The following is a 15,647-nucleotide window of genomic DNA, read 5'->3' as shown; positions in this document are numbered from 1 at the left end:
TGACCGGTACTAATAGGCCGAGGGCTTGCCCTCACAACAATCTACAAACGATCGCGCATATCCACTGTGCGGCTCTGAACCACCACACCCCCCCAGGGGGTGCTGGTCCAGGAGCCCCTGACAACACCACCCCCTCGACCCAGGTCGAGGGACGTGGTCCCATAATCTTGTGCCGGTGGCCATGGCTGAAGGGAAACACCCGGTCCCATTCCGAACCCGGAAGTTAAGCCTCCACACGCCGATGGTACTGCCCACGCCAGTGGGTGGGAGAGTAGGACGCCGCCGCACAACCCACTTAGAACAAGCCAGGCCCCGCACCACAGTGCGGGGCCTCGCTTGCGTACACACACAGCCACAGATGTGCTGCCAGGTACCATCTGATGGGCGGTATTGAGCCGGTCAGGCGACCCGCAGCATGACCGTGGCCGCGTCGCGGTGCCCGACCGGGGCGAAGCCGGCCCTCTGGTACATCGCGATGGCAGGTTCGTTGTCGTCTGAGACGCTGAGACTGATCGAGCGCACCCCGGCGCGGGTTGCGGCGTCGAGCAGGCTGGCCAGCAGGTATCCGCCATGGCCGGCGCCCTGGAAATGGGGGGCGATGCCGATGGTGAGTTCAGGGATGCTGGGAGCCACGAATCCGTAGCCGGGTTCGTCGGCGGGCAGCTCGGTCAACCAGGCGGCACCGATGTCGCTGCCCTGGTCTGCGCAGATGAGCCCGATCTGCTCGGGGCTCCACCGGTCGAGGTAGCGGGAGATCTCCGGATTCTGGCGGCAGCTCTCGAGCGACAGCGGTCCTCTGGAGCCCCCGGCCGCGAGCCGGAGAACATGAATCATGAAGGGTAGGTCCTGGGCGGTAGCCCTCCTGGTACTGGCCATGGTCCCTGAGCTTAGGGCAGCCGGGGATGCGGCCTGATGGGGATAGAATTCGGCTGTGAAGACCTTGAAGTCGATTCTGATCGTCATCGGCGGGATCGGGCTGTGCGTCGGCCTGTACTTGACCATCAAGTTGGCTGTCGAGATGCCGGACCTGGTGGAGGCGGCGAACGCCGGTCGGGCCGGCTCGGGGTTGTTCAACTCCCCGATGCCCTCGGTCTGGCTGGCGGCCGGGGTGTGCCTGCTGTGCGGTCTGCTCGGGGGGATCGGTCTGGGTCTGCCGAAGCAGACGAACGCTCGGGTGCGCAAGGACACCTTGGAGGAGGCGGCGCGGGATCGTGAACGGTTGATCCGGGAGAATGCGCTTCGCAGTGCCGGGGCGGCGAGCTCCGGCCGGGCCATTGAGCGGCCCGCTGCCGATGAGGACCATGAGGTGACCGACGGCAGTGCCGGGGCGACGAAGTCCGGCCGGGCCATTGAGCGGCCCGCTGCCGATGAGGGTCGTGAGATCACCGATGGTGGTGTCGGGGCGGGGAACTCCGGTGAGGGGATTGAGCGGTCCGGTGGCGATGGGGGTCATGAGATCACTGACGGCGTGGAGAAGAAGGCATGAGCCTGCGCGCCGCTGAGCGGATGCTCATCACCAGTTACGACTCCGACGGCGAGCGCCACACCACCGTTGAGGAGGTCGTCGCGGCCGGGGACACCCAGGTGGGGTTCTGGCTGGCCAATGACCAGGGTGTGCGTGACAGGTTCCCGGACAATGCGGTGGTGAGCGTGCGTGCCGCAACCCGGCGTGGCCAGGCGGTCACCGAGGAGCCGATGCTGGAGGGACGGGCCTTCGTGATCTCCGAGGGGCCGGTCTTTGAACAGGTGCGCAAGGAGATCTTCGCCAAGTACAAGACCTCGTGGACCTCGGCGGTCTCCACGGGGTTGCGAAACCTGTTCGCCGGCAGCACCCCGCAGTGCGTGGTGCTGGTCAAGCTGCTGGGCTGACCGCGCCGTGCTGATCGGGACGCTGCCGTCCTGATCAGGCGGGTCTGTGGTTGACCCGCCTGGAAGCATGGCCGGGCACGATCAGTGTGTCAGACACACTCCGGTCGCATGCACCGGGCAGTACCCGCCGGGGTTGGCCTGGAGATACTGCTGGTGTTCGGCCTCGGCCGGATAGAACGGCGTCTCGGCCATCGCGATCTCGGTGCTGATCTGGCCATATCCGGCGGTCAGCAGTTCGGCCTGGAACTCACCACGAATCCTGGTGGCCTCGATGAGCTGAGCGGCGGTGGTGCACCAGATGGCGGATCGGTACTGGGTGCCCACATCGTTGCCCTGGCGCATCCCCTGGGTGGGGTCGTGGTTCTCGAAGAACAGCCGCAGGATCTCCTCCGTCGGTGCGACGCTCGGGTCCCAGACGACGCGGACCGTCTCGGCATGCCCGGTACGACCGGTGCAGACCTCGCGGTAGGTGGGATTGGGGGTGTACCCGCCCATGTAGCCGACGCTGGTGAGCAGCACGCCGGGGGTCTGCCAGTACAGCTTCTCGGCACCCCAGAAGCATCCCAGCGCCAGGTAGATGACCTCGGCGTCATCGAACTGGCGATCCAGCCGGTCACCCAGGACTCGGTGGAAGAAGGGCATCTCCAGCACCGGCGTCCGGCCCCCGGGCAGCGCGTCGCCGGGGTCGACCATCTTGAGCTTGTCCACTGACTTTCCGAATATCACACAGGCAGAGCGCCCCAGCCCGGCCGGCTATTCCCGATCTCGGTGGCAGCTCGGCTGCTCGACTCTCGACTCCGGTCCGGAATCTGGACCCGGGGGGGATCTCGGGATCAGCGTCCGGGGGCCGGGTTCTGATGGCTCAGGTCCCAGTCGATCGGTGCCGCACCCTGTTCGCGGAGCAACTCATTGGTGCGGCTGAAGGGCCGCGACCCGAAGAACCCGTATCGGGCCGACATGGGTGAGGGGTGAGGGGAGGCAACAAGGGGGACATCACCGAGCATCGGCGTCAGGGACTGGGCATCTCGGCCCCACAGGATCGCCACCAGCGGGCCTCCGCGGGCCACCAGGGCCTCGATGGCGGTCTGCGTGACCGTTTCCCAACCCTTGTGGCGATGGGATCCGGGACGGCCCGGCTCGACGGTCAGGCATCTGTTGAGCAGCAGCACGCCCTGCTCGAACCAGCCGGTGAGGTCGCCGTGCGGGCAGGGAGGGATGTCGAGGTCGGACTGCAACTCAGCGTAGATGTTCTGCAGTGAGCGCGGAATCGGGCGGACGTCGCGTTCCACCGAGAAGCTCAGTCCCACCGGGTGCCCGACGGTGGGGTAGGGGTCCTGACCGACGATGAGCACCCGGACCGCGGACATCGGCCGTGAGAAGGCGCGCAGCACCCGGTCCCCGGCCGGCAGGTACCGGTGTCCTGCTGCCAGCTCGTCGCGCAGGAACCGGCCCATCTGATGGATGACGGGTTCGACCGGGGCCAGCGCCTCGGCCCAGTCGGGCGCGACCAGCTCTCGCAACGGCTTGGCGACGGCGGACCCGCCAGGGGTGCTGTCTGACAGTGCCCGGGAGGGGGATGCCGGGCTCTGCGGTGTCGGACCCCGGCCGGAGGTCGATCCGTGGCTCATCGGTTCAGCAGATTCGGCGCTGGCCGGCATGGACACCTCCGTGATTCGTGGCCGAGGGCGGTGGTGGATCGCCGCCGTGACCACGGCAACGCTACCCTTCTGGGCATCGGGTCGGAGGACCGGTTCGATGGAGAGGATGTCATGACCTCCGCTGACGAGTCGTTGGCCACTCATCACGACCACATCGGTGACCAGGTGCCTGATGCCAGGCGCGCCGAGGGCGTCCCGCAGGGAGTTCGCACGGCGGCCGGCTGGTCCTGGCGACTGCTGGTGATCGGTGCTCTCTGCTACGCGATCGCACGGGTGCTCGGGGGAATCTCCGAGGTCACCATTCCGGTCGCGGTGGCCCTGATGCTCACCGCAGCGATGTGGACCCTGGCGGGCTGGTTGGAGAGGCATCACATTCACCGAGGCATCGCCTCGGCGATCTGCCTGCTGGCGCTGGTCATCGTCGTCGGCGGCATCTTCACCCTGGTCGGTGCGCAGATCGCCGGACAGTGGGAGGAGCTGTACAACCAGAGCTTCGACAGCGCCAGACAGCTGTTGAACTGGCTCGACGACGGCCCGCTGCACATCGGCAGTGATCAGCTCGACCAGTGGATGAGCCAGGTCGAGACCTGGGCCAAGGGATCCCAGGGGAGGATCGCCGGGTGGGCGGCGGCCGCCGGGACCGGCGTGGGGCACTTCGTCGCAGGGCTGCTGATCTCGCTGTTCGCCACCTTCTTCTTCATCTACCAAGGCACCCAGTTCGGTGAGAAGCTCTCCCTGCTGGTGCCGCGGTCGGGCCGTTCCAGGATTCTGGATGCCGCCAAGCGCGGCTGGGTGGCTCTGGTCGCCTATGTGAGGGCGGCGGTGATCGTGGCCTTCGTCGACGGCCTGGGGGCCGGCATCGGAGCCGCAGTGATCGGCTCCTCGGTGGCCGTGGCGATCGGCGCACTCACCTTCGTCCTGGCCTTCATTCCGATCGCCGGAGCGCTGATCGCCGGCATCGTCGCGGTCGCGGTGGTGCTGGTCACGCTGGGATGGGTCAAGGCGATCATCATGCTGATCATCTTCGTCGGTGTGATGGAGATCGAGGCCCATGTCCTGCAGCCCTTCCTGCTCGGCAAGGCGGTCTCCATCCACCCGCTCGCGGTACTGCTGGGGATCGCCATCGGCGCCAGCCAGGCCGGTATCGTGGGCGCGCTCTTCGCGATCCCGCTGGTGGCCTTCGGGTTCGCCTTCATCAAGGCGCTGTCCTCCGAACTGAGCTCGACCGAGGAGTTGCCACCCGACGAGGTGCCCTCCCTCGGTGGAGGGCTGGCCGGCGATGACGCTGCCGACACGGACCGGGGAGACCGGCCGGAGGGCACGGCTGCGGCCCCCGCCGACGGGCCGGATCACGATGGGGGCCCGGCATCGGCGGGCGGTAGCCAGGACTCCGACGGCATCCTGTGAGGTCCGACCGGGCCCCTGCGCCGCTCCCTACCGTCTGAGGGAGCGCATCAACCCGGGAGTCTGCTCGGCGAACAGATGCGAGGAACCGGGTGGACAGTCCTGGTGGCCCTCGTCCCGGTACTGGCCTGTGCCCATAAAGTGGAGCCCATGAGTTCGACACCTGATCTGTCCTCGATCCTCGCCGACCTGGCAGCCGGCCGCATCGACGCGGCAGAGGCCTCACGGCGGATCGACGCCGCCACCAGCGTGGATGCAGCCCACGGCTCCGCCCAGTCCGAGCCGGGATCCGGCGTCCCCCCCGAGGGCTCCGGCGATGAGCCGGCCGGTCAGCCCGGCGAGACGACCGAGCCGGCCGCACAGGGTGACGATGAGTTCCCTGGCGCGGAGCACGGTGCAGCTGGCGACGGCCCGGCCGTCGGCGGCGAGCAGAATCGCGCTGATGCTGGTGACCAGACCACCGCTGGGGAGCAGACCGCAGCAGGCGGGAACTTCCGACACGGGATCTTCGACGAGCCCTGGAACCGCATGCCGCCCGAGGCCCGGCAGGGCCTGAGGTCCGCCTGGCAGAGGGTGTCCGGGGCCGCGGAGAAGGTCGCCGGAGCCGCAGCAGCAGGAGCTGGTCTCGGTGCATCCGAGGCCGCGGGCCATGGTCCGGGTGCAGACAACCAGGCCGGATCCGGCCAGACCGGTCGAGCAGGCCAGGCAGGGCCCTCAGGAGAGGTGACCCGGGTCCGGGTGCGGTGTGTGGGCCGAAGGGTGACGATCATCGGGGATCCCAGCGTTCCCGGCGTCAAGGTCGAGGGGGAGCATGTCCGGCGCAGAACTGCGGACGCGGTCGAGATCAGCTCCAAGAGTCACATCGGGCCCGACCTGTCGGGTCTTCTGCGGCTGCGCCTGCCCAGGGACGCCGAGGACTTCAAGGATCTCGGCCTGGGCCCCGAGCTCATCATCAGGATGCATCCGGAGATGGCCCTGGACATCGAACTGTCCGGCGGTGCGCTGAGACTGTCGGGGATGACCGAGGTGGACAGGGTGCGCGTCTCGGCAGGCGCCGCCGAGATCCTCGACGTCCATCAGATCGCCGATGCGCTCTTCCAGGTCGGCGGGGCCACCGTCACCGGCCCGATCGACCGGGGGCGCTCCCGGATCCGCGCCGAATCGGCCAATCTGACTGTCAACCTCACCGAGGGCGCGAATGTCGCGGTGCGCGCCGACGTCACCACCGGACTGGTGTCCTGGCCCGACGGCGGCTCGGATGTCGACGAGTATGTCGTCGGCAACGGTTCGGCGCGTCTGGACCTGTCGGCGGTGATGGGCCGGATCGCCGTCAGGCAGGCACACTGAGGACGATCCGGACACCTCGACTCGTCGATGCGCCGTCAGGCGCGTCGGCTGAGGTCAGGCGGACACACTGACGACGGTGACCTCGATGGACTTGCCGGAGGGTGCCTGGTAGCTGGCCGACTCACCGGGCCGCAGACCCACCACGGCGCCGCCCAGCGGGGACTGCGGGGAGTAGACGGGGGTGTCGACGGACTTGTCGACGTTCATCATCTCGCGCGAGCCCAGCAGGAAGGTCTCGGTGTCTGACTTGTCGCCGAAGTAGTAGATCGTCACCTTCGAGCCCGGGACCACTTTGTCGGATGCGGCCGGACGCTCGCCGACCTGCGCATTCTGCAACATGTGGTCGAGCTGGAGGATTCTCGCCTCGGCCTGGCCCTGCTCGTCGCGTGCGGCGTGGTAGCCGCCGTTCTCGGACAGGTCGCCCTCGGAGCGGGCTTCGGCAATCTTGGCAGAGATCTTGGTGCGACCCTCGCCCTTGAGGTACTCGAGCTCCTTGGAGAGCTTGTCGAAGGCCTCTTGGGTGAGCCACACGGTTTCTTGGGACTCAGGCATTCCCACATGATATCGCTGTACCGCCGCTGTCAACACGCACCGCCTCATCGGGGTGGCGCGGCCAGGCAGGCCCTCAGCGGTGGGCCTGGCAGTTCTCCAGCTGTGCGGTCACTGCCCGCGAGAAGGTCTTCACCGAGGTCCTGACCCGGATGTCGGTGGCCGTCCCAGGGGCGATCTCGTAGTGCATCTCCCCGACCCGCTGGGAGTCGATGGAGGAGGCGTAGATGGTGCACGAACCGGTGTCGGAAGGGGTGCCCCGGTGGATGTCCAGGGTGACATCGACCCGGTAGTCGCTCACCACGTGGTAGCCGAAGACCTGGACCCGGACGGGTTCGACCGACCGGTGGACACCGGCCCACACGGTCCAGACCACCAGCAGCACGGCCAGCACGCCGATCACCGCGATTCGCAGCCGGCGCCCCTGCGGTGGCGGATAACGGCGTGCGATCCGTTCCCGGTCCTCGGCACTGCACTGGGAGGTCGGTCCCTGCCGACCCTGATCGCGCTGCACTGCCTGACTCACCCGACCCATTGTGCCGCAGGTCGTCGATCCGGTGCTGTCGACCTGTGGGCTGTGCCCGACCCAGGGGTGGGCCAGGCGGCCGGGTGCGGGTCCAGGGTCGTGGCCTCGTCCACGCACCGGCGCCGTGGGTAGAGTTCAACCATGACTCCTGCGATGATCGGCACCGGATCGGCCAACTTCATCGTGTTCGCCGTCCTGGCGGTGTTCGGCATCATCGGCTGGTTCAGCATCCGTCGCAATATTCGTGGCATCGATTTCGACGAGGTCCCGATCCATCAGGCTGGATCCGACAGGGCGGGGTCCGGCACCCCAGAATCCGGCACCCCAGAATCCGGTACCGCACAGTCGCCAGCTGCGGGAGCCGACGACGTGTCCTCTGCCGGTCCGGATCCGGTCGAGCCGGGTCGCAAAGGACAGGACCAGGCCTGAGCCGTAGGCTGTCCAGCATGCCCAATCACCTCGGGGACGCTTCCAGCCCCTACCTGCTGCAGCACGCCGCCGACCCGGTCGACTGGTACCCGTGGGGGACCGAGGCCTTCGACCAGGCGCGACGTCTCGACCTGCCCGTGCTGGTCAGCGTCGGCTACGCATCATGTCACTGGTGCCATGTGATGGCGCTGGAGTCCTTCTCCGATCCGGAGGTGGCCGAGGTCATCAACCGCTACTTCGTGGCGATCAAGGTCGATCGCGAGGAGATGCCCGAGGTCGACTCCTCCCTGATGCAGGCGACCCTGGCGCTGACCGGTTCGGGAGGCTGGCCCAACACGGTGTTCTGCACCACCGATGCGCAGCCCTTCTTCGCCGGCAGCTACTTCCCGCCGGTGGCCCGGGGTGGCCAGCCGGGCTTCACCGATGTCCTCACCGCGCTGGGACAGGCCTGGCAGGAGCGCCGCGGGGAGGTCGTCGAGCAGGCCGCCACCATCACCTCCCAGCTGGCCGCCAGCTCGGTCGCGCTCACCGCCGGTGGGCCCGCCGCGGGCACCCCGATGCCTCCCGCCCAGGATCTGCTGGATGCCGTGAGCGCCGACTACGACATCGTCAACGGCGGATTCGGCGGCCCGACGAAGTTCCCCAATGCCACCCTCATCGACGCGCTGCTGGTCAAGGGGGACCCGACGAGTCTCGACATCGCCCAGAACACCTGCGAACACCTGGTGCGCGGTGGCATCTTCGACCAGGTCGGCGGCGGGTTCCACCGCTACAGCACCGACTCCCAGTGGATCATCCCGCACTTCGAGAAGATGCTGTGCGACAACGCCCTGCTGCTGGGAACGATGGCGCGCTGCTGGCGCCGCACCGCCGATCACGACGCCGATCGGCGTGAGCTCTACTCCCACGCCGTGCGCCGGACCATCGGCTGGTTGGAGCGTGAGATGACCACCGATGAGGGCCTGTTCGCCGCCTCCCTAGACGCCGACTCCGACGATCTGGCCGGCCACAGCAGTGAGGGGGCCTACTACTTGTGGAGTCCTGATCTGCTGGTCGATGCGCTGGGCCGACAGGAGGCCGACTGGCTCCGCCCGTTGCTTCATATCGACGCCGCCGGCAATTTCGAGGAGGGGCTGTCCACCCTGCAGATGCGGGGCCGGCTGCACTGGGAGCGGATCAACGAGGATCTCGACGCATTGCTGGAGCTGCGCCAGGTCCGGCCCGCTCCGGCCCGTGACGACAAGGTCATCACCGCCTGGAATGCGATGGCCATCGACTCCCTGGTCGAGGCCGGAATGATCCTGCGTGAGTGGGGCTGGGTGGAGCGGGCCGTCGGCCTGGCCGAGGGGCTGTGGGCTGCGCACTGGCGGGGCGGGCAGCTGTTGCGCACCTCCCTGCACGGCATCGTCGGAGCCCCGGCGGTCGCCGAGGACCACGCCCACCTCGGCCTGGCGCTGGCCGGTCTGGCCGGGGCCACCGGTCAGCAGATCTGGTTGGAGCGCGCGGTGACGGTGCTCGAGGCGGCGGTGGAGAGGTTCTCCGCCGCGGACGGCTCGTTCCTGGACGCCGAACCCTCGGAGCTGCTGCCGGCGCCCTCCCACCAGCTGACTGACGACGCCTGCCCCTCGGTGACGGCCACCATGGTCAAGGCGTTGAGGAGGGTCGCTCTGATGGCTGAGCGCCCCGACCTGATGGAGCGCGCCGATCGGGCCTCGAGCGCCCTCGAGCCGGTGGTGGCTGCCGCCCCGCGATATGGCGGTTGGGCGCTGGCCGATCACCTGGTCCGTGACGAGGCTCGCCGCGGTCTCAAGCCCGCCACTGTCGTGGTGGTGGAGGAGGCTGCCGCCCCCGGTGAGCTGGCTGCCGCGGCCTGGCGGATGGCCCCGTCGGGGACCGCTCTGCTGCGCGGCCGGCAGGGCACCGAGGGTTTCGGGGGCTGGTTCGCCGAGCGGGGCGACGCCGCCGGCCCGACCGCCTACGTGTGCCGCGGCACGGTGTGCTTCGAGCCGGTGACCGACTACCTGGAGCTCAAGGATCCGCTCTGGCGGCGCGTCTGACTACCGCCCGTACCGTCTCTCACGCTGGGAGAAGGAACGCAGTGCCCGCAGGAAGTCGACCTTGCGGAAGTCGGGCCACAGGGCCTCGCAGAAGTAGAACTCCGAGTGGGCGCTCTGCCACATCAGGAATCCGGAGAGCCGCTGCTCACCTGAGGTGCGGATGATGAGGTCGGGGTCGGGCTGGCCGCGGGTGTACAGGTGTTCTGCGATCTGATCGATCTCCAGGGTCTGTGACAGCTGAGTCAATGAGGTGCCCTTGCCGGCCTCCTCGGCGAGCAGCTCGCGAACGGCGTCTCGTAGTTCGTGGCGCCCGCCGTAGGCGATCGCGACGTTGATGTGCATGCCGCGGTGGTCGATGGAGTGCTGGCAGGCATCGCGCAGCACGCAGGCCATCTCGGCGGGCAGCAGGTTGAGGTCGCCGACCACCTGGACCCGCCAGCTGGGGTTGTCTGACAAGGTGACGACCAGGTCCTCGATGACCCTCAGCAGCTCGTCCAGCTCCCCGGTCTCGGCGCGCTGAAGATTGTCGGTGGACAGCACCCACAGGGTCACCACTGGGACCCCGACCTCGTCGCACCAGGCGCAGAAGTGGCCGAGTTTGGCCGCTCCGGCGCGGTAGCCGGTGACCAGCGGCTGGCCGGGGGCATTGAGTCTGGCCCAGCGTCGGTTGCCATCGGCGAGCACCGCGACGTGCTCGGGCAACCGGGACCGGTCGAGCTGATCGAGCAGTCGTGCCTCGTAGGTGCTGTAGAGCAGGCCGGCGGGGTGGAGGCGGTCAGCCAGCTCTCCCGCCCTCGTGCTGCGGTGGTCGGATCTGCTCATGACATCAGCCTATTGCGTTGTGACCGGACCGGCGGCCACGCAGCGCGCCGGCGGTCCGGAGGACGGCCGATCGCGGGCTCTCCCCTGGGACCGCAGTCCTCCCGGTCGAGCCTCCGGTGCTGTTGCTCCTCCCTCCGGCAGGCTAACCTACGGTTCAGTAGGTTGCCGTGGGGATGGCACCTCCGAACGAGAACGAGGAGGCCTGGTGTCTGACGTCGTCGCGCAGGACAAGTTGGTGCTCGAGGCCGATCCGCCACGGCTGAGGGGATGGATCCACACCGTGATGGCCCCCCTGATCCTGGTCGGTGGGCTCGCCCTGATGGTGGCCTCCGGATGGTGGGGGAACCGGCTGGCACTGGCGGTGTGGATCTGCACCGGTATCGAGCTGTTCGGAGTATCGGCGGTCTATCACCGGGTGCACTGGAGCCCGCCGGTGAAGGCGCGGTTGAGACGGGTCGACCATGCCAATATCGCCGTCTTCATTGCCGGCACCTACACCCCATTGGCGGTCTCGATGCTGACCGGGGCCTCCCGGACGAGCCTGCTGGTCGTCATCTGGGGATGCGCGGTGGTCTGCGTGGCGTTCCGGGTGCTGTGGATCGACGCTCCCCGATGGCTCTACACCGGGCTGTACATCGTGATGGGCTGGTCCGCGTTGTGGTGGCTGCCGCAGTTCTGGCACTCCGGCGGAGCCGCCGTCGTGGTCCTGATCATCGCCGGTGGACTGGCCTACTCGGCCGGAGCGGTGAGTTACGCCCTGCGGCGTCCCAACCTGGTGCCGGGCTGGTTCGGGTTCCACGAGATCTTCCATGCCGGCACTGCGATGGGAGCGATCTGCCACGGCCTGGCGATCGCGCTGGTGGTGGTCTGAGGGTGCGGGCCCCAGCACAGCGCGGTTCGGGTCGGTAGCCTGAGGGCAGGGCACAGGTTCCGCCGCACGATCGGCGCCCCGCACCCCACGAAGTGGTTCCCAACGTCCCGGGAGGTCGTCTTGCCCACTCGTCCGGATCTGCCGAGCCGTCCGCATTCTGTGATCGCGGCCCCGGTGGAGGGCCATCGCACCTATGTGGTCGACACCTCGGTCCTGCTGTCGGATCCCAGAGCGGTGCTCAACTTCGCCGAACACCAGGTGGTGCTGCCGATCGTTGTCATCACCGAGCTGGAGGCCAAACGCCACCATCCGGATCTGGGCTATTTCGCGCGCGGTGCGTTGCGGCTGCTCGACAGCCTGCGGATCGACTACGGCGGCCTCAACCATCCGGTCCCGCTCAACGACGAGGGCGGCACCCTGATGGTCGAGCTCAACCACTCCGACCCGGAGTGCCTGCCCGACGGGTTGCGGTTGGGCGACAATGACACCCGGATTCTGGCGGTGGCCGCGAACTACCGCAAGGCCGGCCACCACGTGGTGCTGGTGAGCAAGGACCTGCCGCTTCGGATCAAGGCGTCGGCCATCGGGCTGGACGCCGAGGAGTACCGCCACGAGCAGGCCTCCGATGTCGGCTGGACCGGGATGACCGGTCTGGAGGTCACCTCCGAGACCATCGGCCGGCTCTACGAGCACGGTTCGGTCCCCTTGGACGGGGCTGATGGCAGGCCGCGTGCCGAGGACCTGGTGGTCAACACCGGGCTGGTGATGGAAGGACCCAACGGGTCCGCGCTGGCCAGGCTGCGATCCGACGGTCAGGCCAGGCTCATCAACACCGACCTGGAGGTCTTCGGCATCCATGGTCGGTCGGCCGAGCAGCGGGTGGCCCTGGACCTGCTGACCGACCTCGACGTGGGGATCGTCTCGCTGGGCGGGCGGGCCGGAACCGGCAAGTCCGCGCTGGCGCTGTGCGCCGGGCTGGACGCCGTGCTGGAGGGGGAGCTGTTCAAGAAGGTCATGGTCTTCCGTCCGCTGTACCCGGTGGGAGGCCAGGAGCTGGGGTTCCTGCCCGGTTCCGAGGGGGAGAAGATGGCTCCCTGGGGCCAGGCGGTGCTCGACACACTGTCCTCGGTGACCAACTCATATGTCATCGACGAGATCCTGGAGCGACGGATGCTGGAGGTGCTGCCGCTGACCCATATTCGCGGCCGCTCCCTGCATGACGCCTTCGTCATCGTCGACGAGGCGCAGTCATTGGAGCGCAATGTGCTGCTCACCGTGCTCTCGCGGATCGGGCAGAACTCCCGGGTGGTGCTGACCCACGACATCGCCCAGCGCGACAACCTGCGAGTCGGGCGGTACGACGGCGTCGCCGCCGTCGTGGAGCGGCTTCGCGGCAACCCCCTGTTCGGCCATGTCACCCTGACCCGCTCGGAGCGCTCTCCCATCGCAGCCCTGGTCACCCAGATGCTCGAGGACATGGTCTAGTTCCCAATGGCAGGCCCACGCAACTCCAAGGCGACCGGACGGGACATGGTCCTGTCGTTGGCCGTACTGCTGGTACCGGTGGTGCTGGTGGTGTGGTTCTTCACCCGGACCCCGGACTCCCCGCAGATCGATCAGGTGGACTGGCGTCCAGTGCTGGCCCAGGCTCGCTCCCAGGCCGGCTACCCGGTGCTGGGCCCGACCCTGGAGCCTTCCGGCTGGAAGCCGGTCAAGGCCAGGTATGCCGATCGCGGCCAGACCTGGGTGGGGGACACCGTGGCCGCCGGGAACCGGTGGGAGCTGGGCTTCCTCAGTTCCGACCAGACCTACATCGGGCTCAACCAGTCCGACCAACCGGGCCGCGAGGCCTTCATCGACGCCGTCACCCGTTCGGCGCGCGCCGACGGGTCGGTGAGTGTTGATGGCCACCAGTGGCAGCGGCGGGTCAGCGACGACGACCGGACCCGCGCTCTGGTGAGCTCGCAGGGCAGCTCTGTCGTGGTGGTGGTCGGCGACACCGACTACCGGGTGCTCGAGGAGTACGTGCGGATGCTGAGGACCTCCTGAGCAACCGGGGAGGGCGGTTCGCTGGCCGGCTGGATCCGCTGAGCGGGTGGTGCTGCGGGCCGCAGGGATGCGACGCCGTCAGTGGGCCCACCGATCAGTCCGACTGCTCGGTCTTCTCGCGGGCCTGGTCGATGCGACGCCGGGCGCCGTCGAGCCAGCTCTGACAGATCGCGGCCAGCTTCTCGCCACGCTCCCACAGGGTCATCGTCTCAGCGAGGCTGGTGCCGCCCGACTCGAGCCGGCGGACCACTTCGACCAACTCGTCGCGGGCCTGCTCGTAACCGATCTCGGGCTCGGCCCCCGGCTGGTCAGGCTCCGATCGCTGGCGGTCGGACTGCGCGGCGGCAGGGTGCTCGGCTGGGGTGCTCGATGTCATGACGTCTCCTTGGCAGGGCTGCGTGAGGTGGTGGGGGTGGCGGACTCGACGAGCACGCCGAGGGCGCCGTCGGACAGGTAGGCCCGGAGCCTGGCCCCGGTGGCGGTGGCGCCCACCGTGGCGACCGAGTTGCCCCGCTCGTCGGCCAGCGCCGCGTAGCCACGATCCAGGGTGGCCTTCGGCGACATCGCCCGGATCTGTGCCAGATACTGGTCGATCTGATGTCCGGCGGTCTCCAGGCACCGGTCGGTGGCCAGTCTCATCCGGGCCACGGTAGCCTCCAGACGTTCCTCGGCGATGTCGAGAGTGGCGGTGGGCTCCAGCATCACCGGCCGCGATCGCAGGCCGTCCAGCCGCGACTGCTCGGTGGCGATCCGGGCGGCCACCGCCTGCCGGATCCGTGACCGGCACTGGTCGACGATGCCGAGCTCCTCAGCCATGTCGGGGACGATCCGCTTGCCGGCATCGGTGGGGGTGGAGGCGCGCAGATCGGCCACCAGGTCGAGGATCGGGTTGTCCCGCTCGTGGCCGATCGCCGAGACCACCGGGGTGGAGGCGGCATGCACAGCGCGCACCAGGGCCTCGTCGGAGAAGGGCAGCAGATCCTCCAGAGACCCTCCGCCGCGGGCGATGACGATGACGTCGACGCTGGGGTCGGCGTCCAGCTCGGCCAGTGCGGAAAGGATCTGCTCGACGGCATGCGACCCCTGGACCAGGGTGTTGCGCACCACGAAGCGCACGGCCGGCCAGCGCAGGCTGGCGTTGCGGATGACATCGCGCTCGGCATCGGAGTGGGCCCCGGTGATCAGCCCAACCCCGGCCGGCAGCATGGGAAGAGGTGTGTGGAGGGCGACGTCGAACAGCCCCTCGGCCTCCAGCAGGCGTCGCCGACGCTCGAGCTGGGCCAGCAGCTGCCCCTCGCCGGAGGGCTGGATCTGGGAGCACTCGAAGGACAACCGACCCGTTCGCGACCAGATGGTCGGGCGCAGCAGGGCGGTGACGGTCATGCCCGTCTCCACCGGGCCGGCGGCGTCCAGCACCCTGCGGTGACAGGTCGCGGTGACCGAGATCTCCTCGTCGACGTCGCGGAGGGTGAGGAATTGGGTGGGCCCGGAGCGCCGGTTGAGCTCGATGACCTGGGCCTGCACCCACACCGGGCCGCAGCGCTCCACCCAGCCCTTGACGGCACGGACCACCCAGGCCAGCGACCTCGGCCGATCGGCGTCACGGGGGCCGGCACCGGCCTGGTCGGGGCCCGAGCGGTTGGCCTGAGAGGAGTCAGACATGTCCCCCACCGTAGTGGCTGGGTCCGACGGTCTCGGCCCCGCGGCAGGCCCGTGCGGACGAGTCGGCGTGGCCGCTAGGTGTACTTCCCCGTGACGTTGTGAACGCGGGCTGAGGGAGTCTGGCCGCCGATCCCGGTGTGGGGTCTGTGGTGATTGTAGTGATGGAGCCAGGTCTCGTAGGCTGCGGCGCGCTCGGCTTCGCTGGCGTAGGGCTTCGCGTAGGCCCACTCGACGGCGAGGGTGCGGTTGAACCGCTCGACCTTGCCGTTGGTCTGCGGCCGGTATGGCCGGGTCCACTTGTGCTTCACATGGTCGCCGAGCGCGTCAGCGAAGGCGCCTGACCGGTAGCAGGAACCGTTGTCGGTCATCACCGCGGTGACTGTGACGCCCAGGCCTGTGAAGAA

General features: G+C 68.6%; 16 protein-coding genes, 1 rRNA gene and 2 pseudogenes. 10 read left to right on the top strand and 9 right to left on the bottom strand.

Annotated elements, in window-relative coordinates:
- Positions 1-171 precede the first annotated feature (171 nt).
- Positions 172-288 (top strand): 5S ribosomal RNA (gene rrf / locus G554_RS0108605).
- 111 nt (positions 289-399) lie between these two features.
- Here the strand turns inward: rrf and G554_RS0108600 are convergent.
- Positions 400-876 carry a GNAT family N-acetyltransferase gene (locus G554_RS0108600; RefSeq protein ID WP_036925207.1) on the bottom strand — a complete coding sequence of 159 codons (477 nt, stop codon included), beginning with the start codon at positions 874-876 and terminating at the stop codon, positions 400-402.
- Between the two features lie 55 nt (positions 877-931).
- On the opposite strand from G554_RS0108600, the gene G554_RS0108595 reads away from it, so the two are divergent.
- Together G554_RS0108595 and G554_RS0108590 are read left to right on the top strand one after the other, a co-directional pair.
- Positions 932-1,486 (top strand): hypothetical protein, encoded by a 555-nt coding sequence (locus G554_RS0108595; protein WP_027587589.1) that lies wholly within the window; start codon positions 932-934, stop codon positions 1,484-1,486.
- Positions 1,483-1,869 (top strand): hypothetical protein, encoded by a 387-nt coding sequence (locus G554_RS0108590; protein ID WP_027587588.1) that lies wholly within the window; start codon positions 1,483-1,485, stop codon positions 1,867-1,869. The genes G554_RS0108595 and G554_RS0108590 overlap by 4 nt, the downstream gene beginning before the upstream one ends.
- Positions 1,870-1,950: 81 nt before the next feature.
- On the opposite strand, the gene msrA is transcribed toward G554_RS0108590, so the two are convergent.
- Both msrA and G554_RS0108580 read right to left on the bottom strand, forming a co-directional pair.
- Complete coding sequence (gene msrA, locus G554_RS0108585) at positions 1,951-2,577, bottom strand: peptide-methionine (S)-S-oxide reductase MsrA (protein WP_027587587.1); 627 nt, start codon at positions 2,575-2,577, stop codon at positions 1,951-1,953.
- 125 nt (positions 2,578-2,702) lie between these two features.
- On the bottom strand, positions 2,703-3,497 hold the full coding sequence (locus G554_RS0108580) for a uracil-DNA glycosylase (protein WP_084648431.1): 795 nt from the start codon (positions 3,495-3,497) through the stop codon (positions 2,703-2,705).
- 141 nt (positions 3,498-3,638) lie between these two features.
- Here G554_RS0108580 and G554_RS15535 point away from each other — a divergent pair.
- Together G554_RS15535 and G554_RS18385 are read left to right on the top strand one after the other, a co-directional pair.
- A pseudogene (locus tag G554_RS15535) lies at positions 3,639-4,772 on the top strand (AI-2E family transporter); the annotation flags it as partial.
- 309 nt (positions 4,773-5,081) lie between these two features.
- Complete coding sequence (locus G554_RS18385) at positions 5,082-6,278, top strand: hypothetical protein (RefSeq protein WP_036925206.1); 1,197 nt, start codon at positions 5,082-5,084, stop codon at positions 6,276-6,278.
- A gap of 54 nt (positions 6,279-6,332) precedes the next feature.
- Here G554_RS18385 and greA read toward each other — a convergent pair whose 3' ends face one another.
- Together greA and G554_RS0108560 are read right to left on the bottom strand one after the other, a co-directional pair.
- Positions 6,333-6,830 (bottom strand): transcription elongation factor GreA, encoded by a 498-nt coding sequence (greA, locus tag G554_RS0108565; protein ID WP_027587584.1) that lies wholly within the window; start codon positions 6,828-6,830, stop codon positions 6,333-6,335.
- Positions 6,831-6,903: 73 nt separating this feature from the next.
- Positions 6,904-7,353, bottom strand: coding sequence for a DUF4307 domain-containing protein (locus tag G554_RS0108560; RefSeq protein ID WP_245570007.1), 450 nt, complete (start codon positions 7,351-7,353; stop codon positions 6,904-6,906).
- Positions 7,354-7,494: 141 nt separating this feature from the next.
- Here G554_RS0108560 and G554_RS15530 point away from each other — a divergent pair.
- Both G554_RS15530 and G554_RS0108550 read left to right on the top strand, forming a co-directional pair.
- Positions 7,495-7,623: pseudogene (locus G554_RS15530) on the top strand (GNAT family acetyltransferase); the annotation flags it as partial.
- 176 nt (positions 7,624-7,799) lie between these two features.
- Complete coding sequence (locus G554_RS0108550) at positions 7,800-9,839, top strand: thioredoxin domain-containing protein (protein WP_027587582.1); 2,040 nt, start codon at positions 7,800-7,802, stop codon at positions 9,837-9,839.
- Here G554_RS0108550 and G554_RS0108545 read toward each other — a convergent pair whose 3' ends face one another.
- Entirely contained in the window at positions 9,840-10,661 is an 822-nt protein-coding gene (locus G554_RS0108545) for an isoprenyl transferase (protein WP_027587581.1), read from the bottom strand.
- Between the two features lie 202 nt (positions 10,662-10,863).
- Here G554_RS0108545 and trhA point away from each other — a divergent pair, with 202 nt between their 5' ends.
- The 3 genes from trhA to G554_RS0108530 all read left to right on the top strand — a co-directional run bounded on the left by trhA (position 10,864) and on the right by G554_RS0108530 (position 13,581).
- Entirely contained in the window at positions 10,864-11,532 is a 669-nt protein-coding gene (trhA, locus tag G554_RS0108540; RefSeq protein ID WP_051232768.1) for a PAQR family membrane homeostasis protein TrhA, read from the top strand.
- A 120-nt stretch (positions 11,533-11,652) separates the two neighbouring features.
- Positions 11,653-13,017 (top strand): RNA 5'-3' helicase PhoH2, encoded by a 1,365-nt coding sequence (phoH2, locus tag G554_RS0108535; protein WP_027587579.1) that lies wholly within the window; start codon positions 11,653-11,655, stop codon positions 13,015-13,017.
- A 6-nt stretch (positions 13,018-13,023) separates the two neighbouring features.
- A complete protein-coding gene (locus G554_RS0108530) occupies positions 13,024-13,581 on the top strand; it encodes a DUF4245 domain-containing protein (protein WP_084648428.1) in 558 nt (185 codons plus the stop codon).
- Positions 13,582-13,675: 94 nt separating this feature from the next.
- Here the strand turns inward: G554_RS0108530 and G554_RS0108525 are convergent, their stop codons facing one another.
- From G554_RS0108525 to G554_RS15520, 3 genes are all read right to left on the bottom strand, one after another.
- Positions 13,676-13,957 carry an exodeoxyribonuclease VII small subunit gene (locus G554_RS0108525; protein WP_084648427.1) on the bottom strand — a complete coding sequence of 94 codons (282 nt, stop codon included), beginning with the start codon at positions 13,955-13,957 and terminating at the stop codon, positions 13,676-13,678.
- Positions 13,954-15,243: an exodeoxyribonuclease VII large subunit gene (gene xseA / locus G554_RS15525; RefSeq protein ID WP_051232763.1), complete on the bottom strand. Its 1,290-nt coding sequence runs from the start codon at positions 15,241-15,243 to the stop codon at positions 13,954-13,956. The genes G554_RS0108525 and xseA overlap by 4 nt, the downstream gene beginning before the upstream one ends.
- Before the next feature lie 74 nt (positions 15,244-15,317).
- The coding region (locus tag G554_RS15520) for an integrase core domain-containing protein (RefSeq protein ID WP_036925203.1) at positions 15,318-15,647 on the bottom strand (330 nt) is incomplete at its 5' end.

Source organism: Acidipropionibacterium thoenii DSM 20276 (assembly GCF_000423445.1).
Taxonomy (GTDB): domain Bacteria; phylum Actinomycetota; class Actinomycetes; order Propionibacteriales; family Propionibacteriaceae; genus Acidipropionibacterium; species Acidipropionibacterium thoenii.
The sequence above is the reverse complement of the archived record's forward strand: the minus strand, read 5'-3'. Positions and strand labels throughout refer to the sequence as shown.

Bases quoted from the DNA above. Each gene is read 5' to 3' on its own strand.
- G554_RS0108600 (WP_036925207.1), bottom strand. From the start codon at position 876: ATGGCCAGTACCAGGAGGGCTACCGCCCAGGACCTACCCTTCATGATT.
- G554_RS0108590 (WP_027587588.1), top strand. From the start codon at position 1,483: ATGAGCCTGCGCGCCGCTGAGCGGATGCTCATCACCAGTTACGACTCC.
- G554_RS0108580 (WP_084648431.1), bottom strand. From the start codon at position 3,497: ATGAGCCACGGATCGACCTCCGGCCGGGGTCCGACACCGCAGAGCCCG.
- G554_RS18385 (WP_036925206.1), top strand. From the start codon at position 5,082: ATGAGTTCGACACCTGATCTGTCCTCGATCCTCGCCGACCTGGCAGCC.
- greA (WP_027587584.1), bottom strand. From the start codon at position 6,830: ATGCCTGAGTCCCAAGAAACCGTGTGGCTCACCCAAGAGGCCTTCGAC.
- G554_RS0108550 (WP_027587582.1), top strand. From the start codon at position 7,800: ATGCCCAATCACCTCGGGGACGCTTCCAGCCCCTACCTGCTGCAGCAC.
- G554_RS0108545 (WP_027587581.1), bottom strand. From the start codon at position 10,661: ATGAGCAGATCCGACCACCGCAGCACGAGGGCGGGAGAGCTGGCTGAC.
- G554_RS0108530 (WP_084648428.1), top strand. From the start codon at position 13,024: ATGGCAGGCCCACGCAACTCCAAGGCGACCGGACGGGACATGGTCCTG.
- G554_RS0108525 (WP_084648427.1), bottom strand. From the start codon at position 13,957: ATGACATCGAGCACCCCAGCCGAGCACCCTGCCGCCGCGCAGTCCGAC.
- xseA (WP_051232763.1), bottom strand. From the start codon at position 15,243: ATGTCTGACTCCTCTCAGGCCAACCGCTCGGGCCCCGACCAGGCCGGT.